Genomic DNA, 18159 nt, shown 5'->3' with positions numbered 1-18159 from the left:
CAAGTCCTCCGTAGTGCTCGTACGTGCTCGGGCGCGCGCGCACGTCGTCTTACGCGGCCGCCAGCTTCGCCGCCGAGTCGGCGTCGACACAGGCCTGGATCACCGCGTCGAGGTCGCCGTCCAGGACCTGGTCCAGGTTGTACGCCTTGAAGCCGACGCGGTGGTCCGAGATGCGGTTCTCCGGGTAGTTGTACGTCCGGATCTTCTCGGAGCGGTCGACGGTGCGGACCTGGCTGCGGCGGGCGTCGGCGGCGTTGCGCTCCGCCTCCTCCTGCGCGGCGGCGAGGAGCCTGGAGCGCAGGATACGCAGGGCCTGCTCCTTGTTCTGCAGCTGGCTCTTCTCGTTCTGGCAGGAGGCGACGACCCCGGTGGGCAGGTGCGTGATGCGCACGGCGGAGTCGGTGGTGTTGACGGACTGCCCGCCGGGGCCGGAGGAGCGGTAGACGTCGATGCGCAGATCGTTGGGGTTGATCTCGACGTCGATCTCCTCGGCCTCGGGCGTCACGAGGACACCGGCCGCGGAGGTGTGGATCCGGCCCTGGGACTCGGTGGCGGGCACGCGCTGCACGCGGTGCACACCGCCCTCGTACTTCAGCCGTGCCCACACGCCCTGCCCGGGCTCGGTGGCGCCCTGGCCGCCCTTGGTCTTCACGGCGACCTGGACGTCCTTGTACCCGCCGAGCTCGGACTCGGTGGCGTCGATGATCTCGGTCTTCCAGCCGACGCGCTCGGCGTAGCGCAGGTACATCCGCAGCAGGTCGCCGGCGAACAGGGCCGACTCGTCGCCGCCCGCGCCCGCCTTGATCTCCAGGATGACGTCCTTGTCGTCGCTGGGGTCGCGCGGGACGAGCAGCAGGCGCAGCTTCTCCGTGAGCTCCTCGCGCTGCCGCTCCAGGTCCTTCACCTCGGCCGCGAAGTCGGGGTCGTCGGCGGCCAGTTCGCGCGCGGTCTCGATGTCGTCGCCCGTCTGCGTCCAGGAGCGGTAGGTGGCGACGATGGGGGTGAGCTCGGCGTAACGCTTGTTCAGCTTGCGCGCGTTGGCCTGGTCGGAGTGGACCGACGGGTCGGCGAGCTTCTTCTCCAGGTCGGCGTGCTCGGCGACGAGTTCCTCGACGGCCTCGAACATCTTGGGCTCCTGTGCGGGACGGGGGTGAAGGGCGGGCGACCAAAAACGCCGGTCCCGGAGCACCCGGTGAGGGGGCGCGTCCGCGGACCGGCGAATCGGGGCTCGCTACTTCTTGGAGCCGGCGGCCTTGCCGAAGCGGGCCTCGAAGCGGGCCACGCGGCCACCGGTGTCGAGGATCTTCTGCTTGCCCGTGTAGAACGGGTGGCACTCGGAGCAGACATCGGCGCGGATGGTGCCGGACTCGATGGTGCTGCGGGTGGTGAACGACGCGCCGCAGGTGCAGCTGACCTGCGTCTCGACGTACGCGGGGTGGATGTCGCGCTTCAAGGTGTCTCCTAGGTTCCGGGAGGGCGCCGGGTCGCCGCCGCGGGCTGCGGGGGCGTGAACCGGGGCCGACGTACCAGTCTGCCAGGACTGGGGCCATCCCCCAAAACCGGGGGTTGCCGTTGTTTGTTCCCTGCGGGCCGCCTGCGGCTGCTCGCCCGGTTCCCCGCGCCCCTTACGGGGCGCTCACGACGCCCTTGGCCTCTCCTGAGGCGTTGCCCGTCGTCGCGCTCCTGGGGATCGGCTTGTCGTGCGCGAGGGCCTTCCAGATCTCGTCGGCCTTCTTCTCCCGCAGCAGCACGCGGTTGGGGTCGGCCGGGTCGTAGGCGACCGGCATGGTGACCATGTGCAGGTGGGAGGGGCTGATGCCCTTGAGGCCGTTCGCGAAGGACGCGAGCCGGTTGACCGAGCCGAGGTCGGAGTCGGTCGTCACCGTCCTGGTCGCGGTCTCGGCGAGGTCGAGCAGCTTCTTGGGGTGGGAGAGGACGCCGACGTCCTTGAGCTGGTGGACCAGGGCCTTGATGAACGCCTGCTGGAGCTGGATGCGGCCGAGGTCGGAGCCGTCGCCGACGCCGTGGCGGGTGCGGACCAGGCCGAGGGCCTGCTCCCCGTCGAGTCTGTGCGTGCCGGCCTTGAGCTTCAGGTGGCTGTCGGGGTCGTCGATGGCCTCGGTGGTGGTGATCTCGACCCCGCCGAGGTCGTCGACGAGCTTCTGGAAGCCGGCGAAGTCGACCTCCAGGTAGTGGTCCATGCGCAGGTCCGTGATCGACTCGACGGTCTTCACGGCGCAGGCGGCCCCGCCGGTGGAGTAGGCGGAGTTGAACATCACGCCGCGCGCGGCGGGGTGCTCGCCGCCCTCGGTGTCGGTGCAGGCCGGGCGGTCGATGAGGGTGTCGCGCGGGACGGAGACGACGCTGGCCTTCCGGTGGCCCTTGTACACGTGCACGATCATCGCCGTGTCGGAGCGGGCGCTGCCGTCGTCGGTGCCGCCGCCGATCTTCTTGTTGCCGCCGGCGCGGGTGTCGGAGCCGAGGACGAGGATGTTCTCGGAGCCGTTGTCGGCCTTCTCTGGCCGGTCGGCGCCGAGGGCCTGGTCGATGTCGACGCTCTTGAGGTTGCCGTTGAGCTTGAAGTACAGGTACCCCACTCCGGTGCCGCCCAGGACGACGATGCCCGCCGCCGTCCAGGCCGCGATCACCAGCCCCTTGTGTCGCGTGCGGGGCTTGCGGCGCCGCCCCTTGGCGCGGCTGCGCGTTCCCTCGGTGCCGGTCTCGCCCGGTATGTCCGGGCCCGGTGTGCTCTCGGCAGACATGTGCTCCTCAGCTCGTCTACGGTCCATTACCCCCTGCGGTCAGCGCCAGGCGTGGAGACGAACCTCCTCCTCGCACCATCGTCGCTCCGCCCGGGAGGACGGAGAAACTCGGGAAAGGGTTGCACGACGCACTGTGCCCACCGCGTGCGGCGGTGGGCACAGTGCGTGGTCGTACGTCGCGGGCCGTACCCGCTCACCTGGGCTTTCAGCCGAAGATGTCGTACTGCTGGAAATCGGTGCCGACGGACTTCCTTGTGGCAAAGATCTCGCTGGTCGCCTTGCCGGTGCCGGCGTACAGGTAGAGCGTGCCGCCGGGGGTGCGGGCCAGGAAGTCGGCCTTGCCGTCGCCGGTCACGTCACCGGGTGCGTCGAAGGCGTTGTAGCCGTCCCACGTGCGCACCTTGACCCGGGCCGAGAAGGCGCCCGAGCCGGACTTGCCGGTGCCCTTGTACAGGTACAGGGCGCTGCCGGACTTGGCGCGGGCGATCAGGTCGGTCTTGCCGTCGCCGGTGAAGTCGCCCTTGCCGCGCACGGAGTTGTACTGGTTCCAGCCGGAGCCGACCTGCACGCGGGTGGCGAAGGTGCCGTTGCCCTTGCCCGGGTAGATCCACAGCACGCCGGCGGAGTCCACCGAGAGCAGGTCGGGCAGGTAGTCGCCGGTGACGTCACCGGGGGTGACGATCCGGGTGCGGGTCTTCCAGTTGTCGAAGATCTGCTTGGTGGTCCAGGTACCGCTGGAGACGACGAAGTGCGTCCAGAAGACGTCGCCGTCGCTGCTGCGCCGGTAGACCAGGTCCTGGTACCCGTCGCGGTCGAGGTCGGTCTGCAGGACGACGTTGACGCCGTTCCAGTCGCCCCAGGACTCGCGGGCGGCGAACGACGTGCCCTTGGAGTCCTTGGAGTAGCCGGTCCTGGTGGAGGCGTTGCGCACCCACAGGTCGGCCTTGTGGTCACCGCTGATGTTGGTGTCGTCCAGGCGCGGGTAGGCGGCGCCGACGTAGGAGCTGACCTTGCTGAAGACGCTGTAGGCGCCCCGGGCGACGCAGTCGGTCACGCCCCAGGACACGACACCGACGATCCGGTTGTTCACGACCAGGGGGCCGCCGGAGTCGCCGTTGCAGGCGGTGGTGGTCCCGCTGTCGCTGCCGGTGGCGGGCTTGCCCGCGCAGACCATGTGCCCCTTGACGAAGTCACTGCCGTACGCGCCGGAGCAGGTCGTGTCGGACTGGATGGGCAGCGTGGCGGTCTTCAGGGTGTCGGAGATGTCGTCGCTGGTGGAGCTGGTGCGGCCCCAGCCGTACACCTTGGCGCTGGTGCCGGCCTTGTACGACGTGGTGTCGCCGGACGTCGTCATGCGGATCGGGGTGGCCTTGACCGCGACGGGCAGGGTCAGCACCGCGATGTCGTTGTCGATGGTCGTGGCGCTGTAGGAGGGGTGGTTCCACTGGCGCCAGACACCGGTGACGGTGCCGCCGTGCATGTCGTCGCCGTCGGGCAGCTGGGAGGTGCCGGTGATGACGGCGCCGTTGTTCTTCCAGTCGTAGCCCTTGACGCAGTGCGCGGCGGTGAGGATCTTCGTCGGCGCGACGACGGCGCCGCCGCAGAAGAAGCCGAGGTCGTCGCCGGTGCTGGAGGTGCCCCGGTCGTCGTAGTAGTGGAGCTGCGCCATCCACGGGGCCGTGCTGATGGTGGTCTCGTTGCCACCGATGATCTTCGGGTCGATGCGGCCCTCGACGGTGCCCGCACTGAGCGAGGTCTTGCCCGTCCGGCCGGCGACGTCGTCACCGGCCATGGCGCCGGCGACCCGCTTCTGCAGCTCGGCGAGCGACGGCGAGCTGACGGCCGGCTCGACCGTCGGCCGCGGCAGCGAGGTGGCGGCGCCCGCGGACGTCGTCAGCAGCGTGCTGGCCACGGCGGCCGCGAGGCCGGCGGCGGCGACGGGCAGCGCGAAGCGTATCCGGCGTCTGTGCCGACCGCCCCCGGACATGGGTGTACCCACGTATGTCCCCCCTCGGGATCACAAGTTCGAAGGAAGCGTGATCCTAGCGTGTACACAACCATCACGAAGGGCCGCCCCCCGTGCGGGGAGCGGCCCTTGTGCGCAGTGCCGTCGTCAGTCGCCGTTGCCCGGCGCCGGCGTCGTCTTCTGGATCTGCATCAGGAACTCGACGTTCGACTTCGTCTGCTTCATCTTGTCGAGGAGCAGCTCGATGGCCTGCTGCTGGTCGAGCGCGTGCAGCACCCGGCGCAGCTTCCAGACGACCGCGAGCTCCTCGTTGCCGAGCAGGATCTCCTCCTTGCGGGTGCCGGACGCGTCGACGTCCACCGCCGGGAAGATGCGCTTGTCGGCGAGCTTCCGGTCGAGCTTGAGCTCCATGTTGCCGGTGCCCTTGAACTCCTCGAAGATCACCTCGTCCATGCGGGAGCCGGTGTCGACGAGCGCGGTGGCGAGGATGGTGAGCGAGCCGCCGTCCTCGATGTTGCGCGCGGCACCGAAGAACCGCTTCGGCGGGTACAGCGCCGTCGAGTCGACACCACCGGACAGGATGCGGCCGGAGGCCGGGGCGGCGAGGTTGTACGCACGGCCCAGACGGGTGATCGAGTCGAGCAGCACGACGACGTCGTGACCCAGCTCCACCAGGCGCTTGGCGCGCTCGATGGCGAGCTCGGCGACGGTGGTGTGGTCCTCGGCCGGGCGGTCGAAGGTCGAGGAGATGACCTCGCCCTTGACCGACCGCTGCATGTCGGTGACCTCTTCCGGACGCTCGTCGACGAGGACGACCATCAGGTGGCACTCGGGGTTGTTGTGCGTGATCGCGTTGGCGATCGCCTGCATGATCATGGTCTTGCCGGTCTTCGGCGGGGCCACGATCAGACCGCGCTGGCCCTTGCCGATCGGCGACACGAGGTCGATGATGCGGGTGGTGAGCACGCCCGGGTCCGTCTCCAGGCGGAGGCGGTCCTGCGGGTACAGCGGGGTGAGCTTGTTGAACTCCGGGCGGCCGCGGCCGTGTTCGGGCGCCATGCCGTTGACGGAGTCCAGGCGGACCAGCGCGTTGAACTTCTCGCGGCGCTCGCCCTCCTTGGGCTGGCGGACCGCGCCGGTGATGTGGTCGCCCTTGCGCAGGCCGTTCTTGCGGACCTGGGCGAGGGAGACGTACACGTCGTTCGGGCCGGGCAGGTAGCCGGAGGTCCGGATGAACGCGTAGTTGTCGAGGATGTCGAGGATGCCCGCGACCGGGATCAGGACGTCGTCCTCGTTGATCTGCGGCTCGGTCGCGATGTCGTCGCGGCCACGACGGCCCCGGCGGTCGCGGTAGCGGCCGCGGCGGCCCCGGCGGCCGCCCTCGAAGTCGTCCCCGTCCTCGTCGGCCCGCTGCTGGCCGCGGTCCTGACGGCCGCCGCCCTGCTGGTTCTGCTGCTGGCCGCGGTCCTGACGGCCGCCGCCCTGCTGGTCGTCGCCCTTGCCCCCGCGGCCGCGGTCGCGGTCCCGGCCGCGGTCCCGGTCGCGGTCGCGGCGGTCGCGCCGGCGGCCCTCGCCGCCGTCACCGGCGTCGGACTTGGCGTCGTTGTTGTTCTGCGACTGCTGCGGGGCCGGGGTCTCGGCCTTGCCGTCGTTCTTCGCCTCGGCCGCGACCGTCCCGGAAGCGGAGGCGGGAGCTCCGGCATCGGCGGTGGCGCGGCGGCGACGGCGCTCGGCCGGGGCGTCCTCGCCGCCGGCGGGCTGTCCCGGGATCTCGATCTGCTGCTGGGCCGCGGCCTTGTCGGCCTGGTCCGCGGGGGCCTTCGGGGCCTCCTTCGCGTCCTTCTTCTCGGCCTTGCCGGCACCGTCGGCGTTGTCGCCCGTACGGGCGCGGGAGGTCGCGCGGCGCTTGGGCTTGGTCTCGGCACCCGCGTCGCCCGCGTCGGCCTTGGCGGCCGGGGCGGCGCCGCCGGACGCCTGCGCCTCCTTGATGACCTCGATCAGCTGGCTCTTGCGCATCCGCGCGGTGCCCCTGATGCCGAGGCCGGATGCGACCTGCTGCAGCTCGGCCAGCACCATGCCCTCGAGGCCGGTACCGCGGCGCCGCCGGGAGCCGGCACCGGTGGCAGGCGCGGAGGCGTCCGTGGCGGGCGCGGCAGCGGTCTCCTCGACACGTGCGCCCATCAGATCGGTGGTGTCGCTCACGAAGGGTCCTTCCCTGGAGCGGACGTCGGCCTGTCTGGCTCGGCGACCGGTTGTGCTGTCCGGCTTCGGTCCGTGTGGTGTGAACCGTGCCGGGGCGGTGGTCCGCCTAAGCGGCGGAGGAATCTGGTGATGGCGCTTCCTTGAGTCGTGGCACCCAGTGTCAGTGTCACGCGGCGTGGGAGCACCGGTTCCGGAGCGCGCCCTGCGTTCCGCTCAGTGTCCTCGTACGGCGTACGGTCCGACGTACGGCACACAGTGCGGCTTGGGGGGCTCCCGGAAGAATGTCTGTCCCGGACGGGGACACGAGGCACCTCGCCATGGTGGGGTCGGGTGCAGACTTGAGGTTAACACTACCGGATCCAACAAACATTCCCCCTCTCGAAATCCGGCAACCGTGTGGCGTCAGATGTCGCCGGACGCCGTCAGCGGCAGCACGCTCGCCCCCTGCGCGTCGAGGCCGAGCCGGTTGGCGGCCCATTCGGCGCCGGCCAGGGCCTCGACCTTGTCGGCCGTGTCCGCGTCGGCCAGTGCCATGACCGTGGGCCCCGCACCGGAGATGACCGCGGGGACGCCGTCGCCGCGCAGCCGCTCCACCAGCGCCGCGCTCTCGGGCATGGCCGGGGCGCGGTACTCCTGGTGCAGCCGGTCCTCGGTGGCGGGCAGCAGCAGCTCGGGGCGGCGGGTGAGGGCCTCGACGAGCAGGGCGGCCCGGCCGGCGTTGGCGGCCGCGTCGACGTGCGGAACGCTGCGCGGGAGCAGTCCTCGCGCCGTCTCGGTCAGCACCGGCTTGGCGGGCACGAAAACCACCGGAACGATGGAATCGGCCGGGTCCATCCTGATCGCGCGGGCGGCGCCGCCCTCCATCCAGGACAGGGTGAAGCCGCCCAGCAGGCAGGCCGCGACGTTGTCGGGGTGGCCCTCGATCTCGGTGGCCAGTTCCAGCAGCGCGGTGTCGTCGAGCTTGGCGTCGGCGCCTATGGTCACGGCCCGGGCGGCGACGATCCCGGCGCAGATGGCGGCGGAGGAGGAGCCGAGGCCCCGGCCGTGCGGGATGCGGTTGGCGCAGACGATCTCCAGTCCGCGCGGCTGCCCGCCCAGCAGGTCGAAGGCGGTGCGCAGGGACCGTACGAGGAGGTGCCGCTCGTCGCGCGGGAGCGTCTCGCTGCCCTCACCCGCGATGTCGATGTGCAGCCCGGAGTCGGCCACCCGGACGACGACGTCGTCGTACAAGCCCAGCGCGAGGCCGAGGGCGTCGAAGCCCGGGCCGAGGTTGGCGCTGGTGGCGGGGACGCGCACCCGGACGGCGGCGGCGCGGAACGCTGGACCGGCCATCGCTCGATGACTCTCCTTGAGCTGCGTGATTGTCGAATGACGTTCGATGGACATGCGATGCCGTACGGGAACCCCGGGGGCCGCCGCCGGCCGGGAGGGCCGGCCGCTGCCCGGCCGCGGAGACGGCGCGGCACCGCGCTCCTGCGGAGGCATATGCGGCGGGCGGGTTCAGTACAGCCTATCGAAGGAAGGTTCTGCGGCGACATAGGGCGCACAGCAGGCGCACGATGCGTGTCGCAAGCCCCCTGTGCACCCCCCGCCGGAACCCTTCCCCGGCGGGCGCCGCCTTACGCCGGACCGTGCCGGACGGGCACCGGCGCTCGAAGCGTCGGCGCACGTCACAGCGGGTCCGGGCGCCCTCAGGCGAGACCCAGGCGCTCCGCCGCGGCGGCCGCGTCCACGGGCACGGTGACCGGCTGCGGGGCGCCGGCGACGGCCCAGTCGGGGTCCTTCAGCCCGTTGCCGGTGACCGTGCAGACGATCCGCTGGCCCGGGTCGACCTTGCCCTGCTCGGCGGCCTTCAGCAGACCGGCGACGGACGCGGCGGACGCCGGCTCCACGAAGACACCCTCCTGCGACGCCAACAGCCGGTAGGCCCGCAGGATCTCACGGTCCGTCACCTCGTCGATGAGCCCGCCCGACTCGTCCCGCGCGGCGAGCGCGAAGTTCCACGAGGCCGGGTTGCCGATGCGGATGGCGGTGGCGATGGTCGAGGGGTCCTTGACCACCTCGCCGCGCACGATCGGGGCGCTGCCGGAGGCCTGGAAACCCCACATCCGGGGCTTGCGGGAGGCGATCCCGTCGGCGGCGTACTCCGTGTAGCCCTTCCAGTAGGCCGTGATGTTGCCCGCGTTGCCCACCGGGAGGACGTGGAGGTCGGGCGCGTCGCCCAGCATGTCCACGATCTCGAACGCGGCCGTCTTCTGGCCCTCGATCCGTACCGGGTTGACCGAATTGACCAGTGCCACCGGGTAGTTGTCGCTGAGGCCGCGGGCCAGCGTGAGGCAGTCGTCGAAGTTGCCGTCGACCTGGAGGATCTTCGCGCCGTGGACCAGCGCCTGGCCCATCTTGCCGAGCGCGATCTTGCCCGTCGGCACGAGGACGGCGCACACCATCCCGGCCCGCACGGCGTACGCCGCGGCGGAGGCGGACGTGTTGCCCGTGGAGGCGCAGATGACGGCCTGGGCGCCCTCCTCCTTGGCCCGGGTGATGGCCATGGTCATACCGCGGTCCTTGAAGGAACCGGTCGGGTTCGCGCCCTCCACCTTGAGGTGGACCTCGCAGCCCGTGCGCTCGGAGAGCACCTGCGCGGGCACGAGCGGCGTACCGCCCTCACGGAGCGTCACGACCGGCGTGGTGTCGGAGACCGGCAGCCGGTCCCGGTACTCCTCGATGATTCCGCGCCACTGGTGGGTCATTGCTGGTTACTCTCCTTCAACCCGCATGATGCTGGCGACACCACGCACGGTGTCGAGCTTGCGCAACGCCTCGACGGTGCCGGTGAGGGCGGCGTCGGACGCGCGGTGCGTGACGACGACGAGAGAGGCCTCGCCGTCCTTCCCCGACTGGCGAACCGTATCGATCGAGACCCCGTGCTCGGCGAAGACGGTCGCGACCTGGGCGAGAACGCCCGGTTTGTCGGCCACGTCGAGGCTGATGTGGTAGCGCGTGACCACGTCGCCCATGGGCGACACCGGCAGCGCGGCGTAGGCGGACTCGCCCGGCCCGGTCGCGCCGCCGATCCGGTTGCGGCAGACGGCGACGAGGTCGCCGAGCACGGCCGAGGCCGTGGGTGAACCGCCCGCCCCGGGACCGTAGAACATGAGCTGCCCGGCGGCGTCGGACTCGACGAACACGGCGTTGTAGGCGCCGCGGACGGAGGCCAGCGGGTGGCTCAGCGGGATCATCGCCGGGTGCACGCGCGCGGTGACGGACGCGCCGTCCCCGGCCCGCTCGCAGATGGCGAGCAGCTTGATGGTGCAGCCCATCTCCTTGGCGGAGGCGAAGTCGGCCGCCGTCACCTCGGTCATGCCCTCGCGGTAGACGTCGTCGAGGCGCACACGCGTGTGGAAGGCGATGCCCGCGAGGATGGCGGCCTTCGCGGCGGCGTCGAAACCCTCGACGTCGGCGGTCGGGTCGGCCTCGGCGTACCCCAGGGCGGTGGCCTCGTCGAGGGCCTCCTGGTACCCGGCGCCCGTCGAGTCCATCTTGTCGAGGATGAAGTTGGTGGTCCCGTTGACGATGCCCATCACCCGGTTGATCTTGTCGCCGGCGAGGGACTCGCGCAGCGGCCGGATCAGCGGGATGGCACCGGCGACGGCGGCCTCGTAGTAGAGGTCCTTGCCGTGCTGCTCGGCGACGGCGTGCAGGGCCGCCCCGTCCTGGGCGAGCAGGGCCTTGTTCGCGGAGACGACGGAGGCACCGTGCTCGAAGGCGGTGGTGATGAGCGCCCGGGCGGGCTCGATCCCGCCGATGACCTCGACGACCACGTCGATGTCGCCCCGTTTGACCAGGGCGGTGGCGTCGGTGGTGATGAGCGCGGGGTCGATGCCCTCGCGGACCCGGTCGGGCCGCCGGACCGCCACGCCCGCGAGCTCCACCGGGGCGCCGATGCGGGCCGTGAGGTCGTCGGCGTGCGTCGTCATGATGCGCGCCACCTCTGAGCCGACCACTCCACAGCCCAGCAGCGCCACCTTCAGCGGACGCGTACGCATCATCCGACCTCGTTTCCTCATGACCGTCATCGGTGGATCCAGTCTCACTCACCGGACGGGACTTTCTGCCCGGAGTCCGGATCGTGAGACATCAATTTCATTTTCACAGGGCGGCGGACAGCAGATCTTCCGCCGCCCCGGGCCTGCGCGCCGGGCTCAGCCGACGTCGAGACGCAGCAGGTCCTCCTCCGTCTCGCGGCGGACGATCACCCGGGCCTCGCCGTCGCGCACGGCGACGACCGGCGGGCGCAGCACGTGGTTGTAGTTGCTGGCCATCGACCGGCAGTAGGCGCCCGTGGCGGGCACGGCGACCAGGTCGCCCGGCGCCAGGTCGGCCGGCAGGAACGCGTCCTTGACCACGATGTCCCCGCTCTCGCAGTGCTTGCCGACGACGCGGGACAGCATCGGCTCCGCGTCGGAGGTGCGGGAGACCAGCGCGACGCTGTACTCGGCGTCGTACAGCGCGGTGCGGATGTTGTCCGACATGCCGCCGTCCACCGAGACGTACGTGCGCAGCCCGTCGAGCGGCTTGATGGTGCCGACCTCGTAGAGCGTGAAGGCCGTCGGCCCGACGATGGCCCGCCCCGGCTCGACCGAGATGCGGGGCGTGCGCAGCCTGGCGGCCTCGCACTCGCGCGTGACGATCTCGGTGAGCGCCTTGGCGATCTCGTGCGGCTCGCGCGGGTCGTCGCCGCTGGTGTACGCGATGCCGAGCCCACCGCCGAGGTCGATCTCGGGCAGCTCGACGCCGTGCTCGTCGCGGATGTCCTTCAGCAGCCCGACCACCCGGTGGGCGGCGACCTCGAACCCGGACATGTCGAAGATCTGCGAGCCGATGTGGCTGTGGATGCCGACCAGCTCCAGGCCGTCGAGCTGCAACGCCCGCCGTACGGCCTCGGCGGCCTGCCCGCCGGCCAGCGGGATGCCGAACTTCTGGTCCTCGTGGGCGGTGGCGATGAACTCGTGGGTGTGCGCCTCGACGCCGACGGTGATGCGGATGAGCACCTTCTGCCGCGTGCCCAGGCCCTGCGCGATGTGGGCGACGCGGACGATCTCCTGGAAGGAGTCGAGCACGATGTGGCCCACCCCGGCCTCGACGGCCCGGGTGATCTCGTCGACGGACTTGTTGTTGCCGTGGAAGGCGATGCGCTCGGCGGGCATGCCGGCGGACAGCGCCGTGGCCAGCTCACCGCCGGAGCAGACGTCCACGTTCAGCCCCTCCTCGTGCAGCCAGCGCACCACGGCCCGGGAGAGGAACGCCTTGCCGGCGTAGAACACGTCGGCGCCGGTCCCGAAGGCGGTGCGCCAGGCCCGCGCACGGGCGCGGAAGTCGGCCTCGTCCAGGACGTACGCCGGGGTCCCGACCTCCTCGGCGAGCCGCGTGACGGGGATCCCGCCGACGGTGACGACACCGTCCTCGTCGCGCGTGACCGTCCCGGCCCACACCTTGGGGTCGAGCGCGTTGAGGTCGGCGGGCGGGGCGGAGTAGTGGCCCTCGGGAAGGACATCGGCGTGACGGGGCCCGGCGGGGTGTGCGGAACGGCTCATGGTTTCGTGTGCCTCTTCTTGGCTCTCAGAGGTGTGCGGGTGCGTCGATACCGAGCAGGGACAGGCCGCCGGCCAGCACCGTCCCGGCGGCTTCGGCGAGAGCGAGCCGGGCACGGTGGGCGGCCGAGGGTTTCTCCTCCCCCAGGGGCAGCACGGAGTGCAGCACGGGCAGGGTGGCGTCGGCGACGGCGACGAGGTGCCGGGCGAGCCGGTCGGGAGCGCGGTGCGCGACGGTGGCGGCGAGGACGCGGGGGTGGTCGCGCAGGCCGGCGAGAAGGGAGGGGGCGTCCACCGGGCCGGGATCGGGGCGGAAGCCCAGGTCGGCGGCGTTGCGCAGCAGGGCCCGGGTGCGGGCGTGGGCGTACCGGACGCGGAAGAGGGGGTTGCTCTCCCGCTGCACGAGGTGCTCGCCGGTGACGCGGGGCCGGTCGCGCCCGGCCGGGTACAGCAGGGCCCAGCGGGCGGCGTCGCGGCCGAGGGGGAGGGGGTCGGCGGGGGCGGGTGCGGGGCGGAGGGCGGGGAGGGTGCCGTCGCCGGGGTGCGTCGCGCTGTCGATGTCGCTGTCGCTGTCGAGTCCGAGGGCGGTGGGCCACTGCGGGTCGACGGGACCGTCGCAGGCGACGCGGACGGCGTACCCCTGGCTGCGGGCCACGCGGGCGAGGGCGTCGGCGACGACGACGGCGCGCACCTCGGCGGGACAACGGAGCAGGAGGCGGCCGGACGGGTTCGGTGCGGTGACGTGCCCGTACCGCTGCCCGCACAGCAGGATCTCGGCGACGAGGTCGGCGGAGGTGTCATCGCGCAGACGGAGATTGAGGAACCCCGGTCCGGTGACGACGACATCGGCGACCCGACGCTCCTGGAGCAGACGCGAACGCAGGATGCCGGCGACGCGGTGCGGGGACTCCCCCGCCGCACGGGCCAGCTGCAGCGCGACGGGGGTGGCGTAGTCACCGCACCCTCCGGGCCCGGGCGGCGCGACCACGACCCGCTCGGGCACGGTCACGCACAGCTCCCCCTCGTCGACAGCACGACGCACGGCGTGCAGCACGGTGCGCGAGAGCTCGACGGGGGTCACGGGTCAAGCGTAGGGGAGGAGGGGGGTGGGTAAGCGAACCGGTTTACCGAGGGTCCCGGGATGTGGACGGAGGCGGCGGGCGCGACGGGAGAAGGGCGGAGATCACCCTGAGGCGGAGGCCCCGGACGCCGGCGGACATCACAGCGGTCCGGATGCCCGGAGGGCGCAGCCTCACGTGGTGAGGGGGAGGAAAGAAGAAGGGACTACGACCCGATGGACTGATCCGCGGCGACGGGCGGGACGACGGGCGGATGAGCCACGGCCGACCGATCACCCGTGGCGGACGACTCGACCGCCGCCGGCTGATGGGCGGAGGCGTCACCTTCCTTGCCGACGCCGGAACCACCACCCCGCAGCCGCCCGCCACCCCGGGCACGCTCAACCAACTGCCGCACGAGGAGGACGAGTTCTGCGGGCTCGAAGGGCTTGGGCAGAAAGGCGTCGACACCCACTTCGAGGCCGGACTCGATCTCGTGGTGGCTGCAGGCGCTGACGATGGCGAGGGGGACGTCACGGGTACGCGGGTCGGCCCGCAGCCGAGCGGCGGTGCGGAGCCCGTCGAGCCGGGGCATGACGACATCGAGGGTCACGACGTCGGGGCGCACCTGATGAACGACATCCAGACACTCGGCACCATCGGCAGCGGTCACGACCTCCAGCCCCTCCAGCTCGAGGTTGACCCTGATCAACTGCCGGATGACCTTGTTGTCGTCGACAACAAGCACCCGGCCCGACGCGCCTGGCACAACTCGAGAGTAGGTCGCCCCCGGCCATCGCGTCCGGGTTTTCCCCACTTCCACCCCGCACGGGCGACCGGCACGCCGTGCCGGTCGTGCGGGCCCGTGCGCTGACCCCGCCTAGAGGCGGAACAGGCCTTGCTCCAGGCAGCGCGGAAAGTGGTTCATGACCACCCCGAGGGAGCTGGTAGTGTTCTACCCGTCGCCGCGAGCGAACAGCTCCCGCCCGACACGCCCCCGTAGCTCAGGGGATAGAGCAACGGCCTCCGGAGCCGTGTGCGTAGGTTCGAATCCTGCCGGGGGCACCTTGCATGAGGTGCCCAAAGACCCCGCCATCAGCATTTCAGCTGAGACGGGGTCTTCGCGTATGGGTAGGCCTGTGCGGCTCAAGTGGGTGCAAGTTGTGGCTCCTTGCAGAGGCGTTGACTGGTCAGTGAGGGCACTTACCGCCTCGCCGTCTCTGTTGAGGCCTCGTCCCCGGCCCACCATTCCCCTCCCCCGCGACAAGCTCAGCCGTGCCCCCGTAGTGCCTTGTGTGCGCCGTAGGACTCGAGGAAGGCCTGGATCACGTCCAGGTGGTTCGTGAAGCCGACCGAGCTCCATCGTGTCTTGTTGCCGTTGCGGTGGCGCAGGTCCAGCCACGTGGAGACCAGTGACGACGAGTCCGTCGTGGAGACGCGCAATTTCACCTCCGTCAGGTCGTCGAAGAGGACGATCGCCAAGGGCTTGGCCTCGCTGACGTACTCCACCGAGCCGCCCGTCGTGATCACGAGGAGCGGGTCCGGGTCGTCCGACGTTCCGTGGAAGAAGCCGGAGAGTTTGCCGCGCTTCTTGGTGAACACGCGCCAGTCCTGCGGTACCGGTCCCTTGCGCGCCTGCCACAGGACCGTTCGCGGATCCGTCATGGCCCCTGCCTCCTGGCCTCTCGCGCCCGCCCGGGGTTTCTGCACTTTCGCCCCTTCTGTCCCTCTGTTCTACCGTGGAAGGAAAGACGCTGCTCGTACCCCCTCACCCACCATCGAGGTGACGGTCATGACGGAGACCACTCAGCGCAGCAATGCCGCGACCGGGTCCGGCCCGGGTTCCGCGTCTCGGGGCGGTAAAGGCGCCCCCGAGACCCGTGGGAGCACCGCGATCGCGGACACGGTCGTGGCGAAGATCGCGGGCATGGCGGCCCGGGAGATTCCCGAGATCCACAACCTCGGCGGCGGGATGACCCGGGCCTTCGGTGCCGTGCGTCAGCGCGTGCCCGGCTCGGGCAGCGGTGTGACGCAGGGCGTGAAGGTGGAGGTCGGCGAGCGTCAGGCCGCCGTCGACCTGGACGTCGTCGTCGAGTACGGCGCCGCCATCACCGACACGGCCGCCGACGTGCGGACCAACGTCATCAACGCGGTGGAGCGGATGACCGGGCTGGAGGTCGTGGAGGTGAACATCTCCGTCGACGACGTCCATCTTCCCGACGAGCCCGACGAGGAGGAAGAGGGAGGGGGGAGGCGGGTCGCCTGATCGCCTCGGCGAGCGGTCGGTTCGATGGGTGGTCGGTCCCGCGAGCGGTCGGTTCGGCTAGCGATCGGTTCGGCGCCCGGTCGGTCCCGACCAGAGCCTCGACGGCGCCCGTGCGCACCGTGGGAGGGTGATGGTGCGGCGGGCGTCGGCCTTATGCGACTTACGCCAGGGGGCGTCCAGTTGCGTCCAGTTGCGTCCCGATCTCCAGTCCGGCGTCCGGGCATCCCGGTGCGTCGGGCCGGGCCTCGTGCGGGCTCAGTCTGTGCGTACGCCCGGGGTCACCCCGGCCTCCGCCGGGATCCGGGCCCGTTCCCCGTGGGCGCAGTGGACGATCCTGTCGCCGAGGCCGATCTTCTCCGCCTCCGCCAGGAACTCCGACAGCGGTGAGCGCATCACCGTGTAGTCGCCGTAGTGGACCGGCAGGATCAGGCGGGGGCGCAGGCGGCGGGCGAGTTCGGCGCCCTGGGGGCCGTCCATCGTGACGACGAAGCCGCCCGGCAGGCGGGTGCCGCCGAGGTGGAGCACGGCCAGGTCGGCGGACGGGAAGTGGCGGGTGATCTCGTCGAGGCCGTCGTAGACGAGGGTGTCGCCGGAAATGTAGAGCCGCAGCCGGGGCGGGCCGCCGGCCGGGCCGAACTCGAGCATGCTGCCCATCACCGGCGGCAGCAGGCGGCGCAGCGCGGCGTGACCGGCGTGGCGGCCCGGGAGGGCGGTGACCGTGACCTGCACGCCGTCGCGTTGCAGGGTGAGCGACTTCCACGTGCGCAGCCCCGCGGTGCGTTCGAAGCGGTGCAGGACCTTGAGGCGGCGGGCCGCGTGCGGGGTCGTCAGGATCGGCACCGTGTGATCGAGGTGGCGGCGGGCCCGGCGGTCCCAGTGGTCCCCGTGCAGGTGGGAGAGGACGATCCCGTCCAGGCGCGGGAGTTCGTGGACGTCCAGGGCCGGTTCCGTAACGCGGCGGCTGAGCAGGCCGTAGCCCAGGTAGGCGTACTGGCCCTTGTGCAGGAAGTTCGGGTCGGTGAGCAGGGTGAGGGGGCCGTAGGAGAGCAGCACCGTCGCGTTGCCGATGAAGTGGACGTCGAGTGCGTCGGCCCCTGCCGGTCCTTCGGCAGCCGCGCCGGACCCGGTGTGGTGGTCGGTTGACCGCGGCATGGCGTTCTCCCGTCTTCACGGACGCGGAGGCCCGGACTATCCGTGCCGGCCTCCGCGGGCCCGGTCTCTTCCCGGCGGGGTACCCCTGCCCCGGCCGTTCAGGCCGAGCGCTTGCGCGGGGTCGACTTCTTCGCCGGGGTCTTCTTCGCCGTGCTCTTGGCCGTCGTCTTCTTCGCACTCTGCGTCGACTTCGCGGTGGACTTCTTGGCGGACGAGGCCGCCGTCTTCTTCGCCGCCGTCTTCTTCGCGGTGGACGTCGACTTCTTGCCGCCGGTCTGCTTGGGCGCCGCGCGGGACGTCTTGCGGGCCGGGAGCGGCTTGACCTCGGCGTGGTCGCCGGCCTCCTCTCCGCGGGACTCGCGGGCGGCGCGGACACTGTTCTCCAGGGCCGCCATCAGGTCCAGGACCTTGCCCCCGGTGGCCGGCTCCGGGGCCTGCGGCGGGGCCTCGCCGGCGACCTTCGCGGCGATGACCTCCTCCACGGCCTCGCGGTACTCGTCGTGCAGGTCCTCCAGGTCGACCTCGCCCAGGGTGTCCATCAGCGCGTCGGCGAGGTCCAGCTCCTGGTCGCGGACGGTGACGTCGGCGTCGGGGGCCACGCCCTCGGGGGCGCGCACCTCGTCCGGCCAGAGCAGGCCGTGCATGGCGATGGCGTCGCCGACGACCCGGAGCATGCCGAGGCGTTCCCGGCCGCGCAGGGCGTACTTGGCGATCGCCACCCGGTTGCTGCGCTTGAGGGCCTCGCGCAGCAGGGTGTACGGCTTCGCCGCCGGGGCTCCGCCGGCCTGGAGGTAGTACGCGGCGTCCATCTGGAGCGGGTCGATCCGGTCGGCCGGGACGAAGGCGACGATCTCGATCGTCTTGGCCGTCGGCAGCGGCAGGCTGGAGAGGTCCTCCTCGGTGATCGGGATGATCGTGCCGTCCGCGTCCTCGTACCCCTTGCCGATCTCCCCCTGGGTGACCTCGCGGTCCTCCAGTTCGCAGAACTTGCGGTAGCGGATGCGGCCGCCGTCCTCGCTGTGGATCTGGCGGAACGAGATCGAGTGGTTCTCGGTGGCGTTCACCAGCTTGATCGGAATGCTGACCAGGCCGAAGGAGATGGCGCCGTTCCAGATGGATCTCACGTGCAGCACCCTTCCGGTCACGCTCGGGAGTGTTTGTC

The 18159-nt window shown here is 71.3% G+C and carries 15 protein-coding genes and 1 tRNA gene; 2 read left to right on the top strand and 14 right to left on the bottom strand.

Features of this window, described 5'->3' with window-relative positions; genetic code table 11:
- Positions 1–49: 49 nt before the first annotated feature.
- The 11 genes from prfA to ACZ6ZN_RS16715 all read right to left on the bottom strand — a co-directional run bounded on the left by prfA (position 50) and on the right by ACZ6ZN_RS16715 (position 14396).
- Complete coding sequence (prfA, locus tag ACZ6ZN_RS16765; RefSeq protein ID WP_451876184.1) at positions 50–1126, bottom strand: peptide chain release factor 1; 1077 nt, start codon at positions 1124–1126, stop codon at positions 50–52.
- Between the two features lie 105 nt (positions 1127–1231).
- The gene (gene rpmE, locus ACZ6ZN_RS16760) at positions 1232–1453 is read right to left on the bottom strand and encodes a 50S ribosomal protein L31 (RefSeq protein WP_333933958.1); all 222 of its coding nucleotides are present in this window, start codon (positions 1451–1453) and stop codon (positions 1232–1234) included.
- Positions 1454–1625: 172 nt separating this feature from the next.
- Positions 1626–2762, bottom strand: a complete 1137-nt coding sequence (locus ACZ6ZN_RS16755) for an LCP family protein (protein ID WP_469646792.1) — start codon at positions 2760–2762, stop codon at positions 1626–1628.
- A 205-nt stretch (positions 2763–2967) separates the two neighbouring features.
- Positions 2968–4749, bottom strand: coding sequence for a trypsin-like serine protease (locus ACZ6ZN_RS16750; protein ID WP_469646932.1), 1782 nt, complete (start codon positions 4747–4749; stop codon positions 2968–2970).
- A gap of 126 nt (positions 4750–4875) precedes the next feature.
- Positions 4876–6930, bottom strand: a complete 2055-nt coding sequence (rho, locus tag ACZ6ZN_RS16745) for a transcription termination factor Rho (RefSeq protein WP_469646789.1) — start codon at positions 6928–6930, stop codon at positions 4876–4878.
- 402 nt (positions 6931–7332) lie between these two features.
- Positions 7333–8262 carry a homoserine kinase gene (gene thrB, locus ACZ6ZN_RS16740; RefSeq protein WP_398106546.1) on the bottom strand — a complete coding sequence of 310 codons (930 nt, stop codon included), beginning with the start codon at positions 8260–8262 and terminating at the stop codon, positions 7333–7335.
- Between the two features lie 359 nt (positions 8263–8621).
- A complete protein-coding gene (gene thrC / locus ACZ6ZN_RS16735; protein ID WP_398106547.1) occupies positions 8622–9680 on the bottom strand; it encodes a threonine synthase in 1059 nt (352 codons plus the stop codon).
- Positions 9681–9686: 6 nt separating this feature from the next.
- Positions 9687–10979 carry a homoserine dehydrogenase gene (locus ACZ6ZN_RS16730; protein WP_398106548.1) on the bottom strand — a complete coding sequence of 431 codons (1293 nt, stop codon included), beginning with the start codon at positions 10977–10979 and terminating at the stop codon, positions 9687–9689.
- A 153-nt stretch (positions 10980–11132) separates the two neighbouring features.
- Positions 11133–12524: a diaminopimelate decarboxylase gene (gene lysA, locus ACZ6ZN_RS16725; RefSeq protein ID WP_469646787.1), complete on the bottom strand. Its 1392-nt coding sequence runs from the start codon at positions 12522–12524 to the stop codon at positions 11133–11135.
- Positions 12525–12549: 25 nt separating this feature from the next.
- Positions 12550–13602, bottom strand: a complete 1053-nt coding sequence (gene nrtL / locus ACZ6ZN_RS16720; RefSeq protein ID WP_469646783.1) for an ArgS-related anticodon-binding protein NrtL — start codon at positions 13600–13602, stop codon at positions 12550–12552.
- A gap of 203 nt (positions 13603–13805) precedes the next feature.
- Positions 13806–14396 carry a response regulator gene (locus tag ACZ6ZN_RS16715; RefSeq protein WP_451876204.1) on the bottom strand — a complete coding sequence of 197 codons (591 nt, stop codon included), beginning with the start codon at positions 14394–14396 and terminating at the stop codon, positions 13806–13808.
- Between the two features lie 176 nt (positions 14397–14572).
- Between ACZ6ZN_RS16715 and ACZ6ZN_RS16710 the strand changes: the two genes are divergently transcribed.
- A tRNA-Arg gene (locus ACZ6ZN_RS16710) sits at positions 14573–14644 on the top strand.
- Between the two features lie 204 nt (positions 14645–14848).
- Here the strand turns inward: ACZ6ZN_RS16710 and ACZ6ZN_RS16705 are convergent.
- A complete protein-coding gene (locus ACZ6ZN_RS16705; protein ID WP_469646781.1) occupies positions 14849–15244 on the bottom strand; it encodes a hypothetical protein in 396 nt (131 codons plus the stop codon).
- A gap of 127 nt (positions 15245–15371) precedes the next feature.
- Here ACZ6ZN_RS16705 and ACZ6ZN_RS16700 point away from each other — a divergent pair, with 127 nt between their 5' ends.
- On the top strand, positions 15372–15845 hold the full coding sequence (locus tag ACZ6ZN_RS16700) for an Asp23/Gls24 family envelope stress response protein (RefSeq protein ID WP_469646779.1): 474 nt from the start codon (positions 15372–15374) through the stop codon (positions 15843–15845).
- A 255-nt stretch (positions 15846–16100) separates the two neighbouring features.
- Here ACZ6ZN_RS16700 and ACZ6ZN_RS16695 read toward each other — a convergent pair whose 3' ends face one another.
- A complete protein-coding gene (locus tag ACZ6ZN_RS16695) occupies positions 16101–16997 on the bottom strand; it encodes an MBL fold metallo-hydrolase (RefSeq protein ID WP_469646776.1) in 897 nt (298 codons plus the stop codon).
- 98 nt (positions 16998–17095) lie between these two features.
- Entirely contained in the window at positions 17096–18121 is a 1026-nt protein-coding gene (gene ku / locus ACZ6ZN_RS16690; RefSeq protein ID WP_451876176.1) for a non-homologous end joining protein Ku, read from the bottom strand.
- Positions 18122–18159 lie beyond the last annotated feature (38 nt).

The organism is Streptomyces sp. NPDC053665, from assembly GCF_055585285.1.
The sequence above is the reverse complement of the archived record's forward strand: the minus strand, read 5'-3'. Positions and strand labels throughout refer to the sequence as shown.

Coding starts and splice junctions, on each gene's coding strand:
- ACZ6ZN_RS16730 (WP_398106548.1), bottom strand. CDS start 10,979: ATGATGCGTACGCGTCCGCTGAAGGTGGCGCTGCTGGGCTGTGGAGTG.
- ACZ6ZN_RS16755 (WP_469646792.1), bottom strand. CDS start 2,762: ATGTCTGCCGAGAGCACACCGGGCCCGGACATACCGGGCGAGACCGGC.
- ACZ6ZN_RS16705 (WP_469646781.1), bottom strand. CDS start 15,244: ATGACGGATCCGCGAACGGTCCTGTGGCAGGCGCGCAAGGGACCGGTA.
- thrB (WP_398106546.1), bottom strand. CDS start 8,262: ATGGCCGGTCCAGCGTTCCGCGCCGCCGCCGTCCGGGTGCGCGTCCCC.
- prfA (WP_451876184.1), bottom strand. CDS start 1,126: ATGTTCGAGGCCGTCGAGGAACTCGTCGCCGAGCACGCCGACCTGGAG.
- ACZ6ZN_RS16695 (WP_469646776.1), bottom strand. CDS start 16,997: ATGCCGCGGTCAACCGACCACCACACCGGGTCCGGCGCGGCTGCCGAA.
- thrC (WP_398106547.1), bottom strand. CDS start 9,680: ATGACCCACCAGTGGCGCGGAATCATCGAGGAGTACCGGGACCGGCTG.
- ACZ6ZN_RS16750 (WP_469646932.1), bottom strand. CDS start 4,749: ATGTCCGGGGGCGGTCGGCACAGACGCCGGATACGCTTCGCGCTGCCC.
- ACZ6ZN_RS16700 (WP_469646779.1), top strand. CDS start 15,372: ATGACGGAGACCACTCAGCGCAGCAATGCCGCGACCGGGTCCGGCCCG.
- lysA (WP_469646787.1), bottom strand. CDS start 12,524: ATGAGCCGTTCCGCACACCCCGCCGGGCCCCGTCACGCCGATGTCCTT.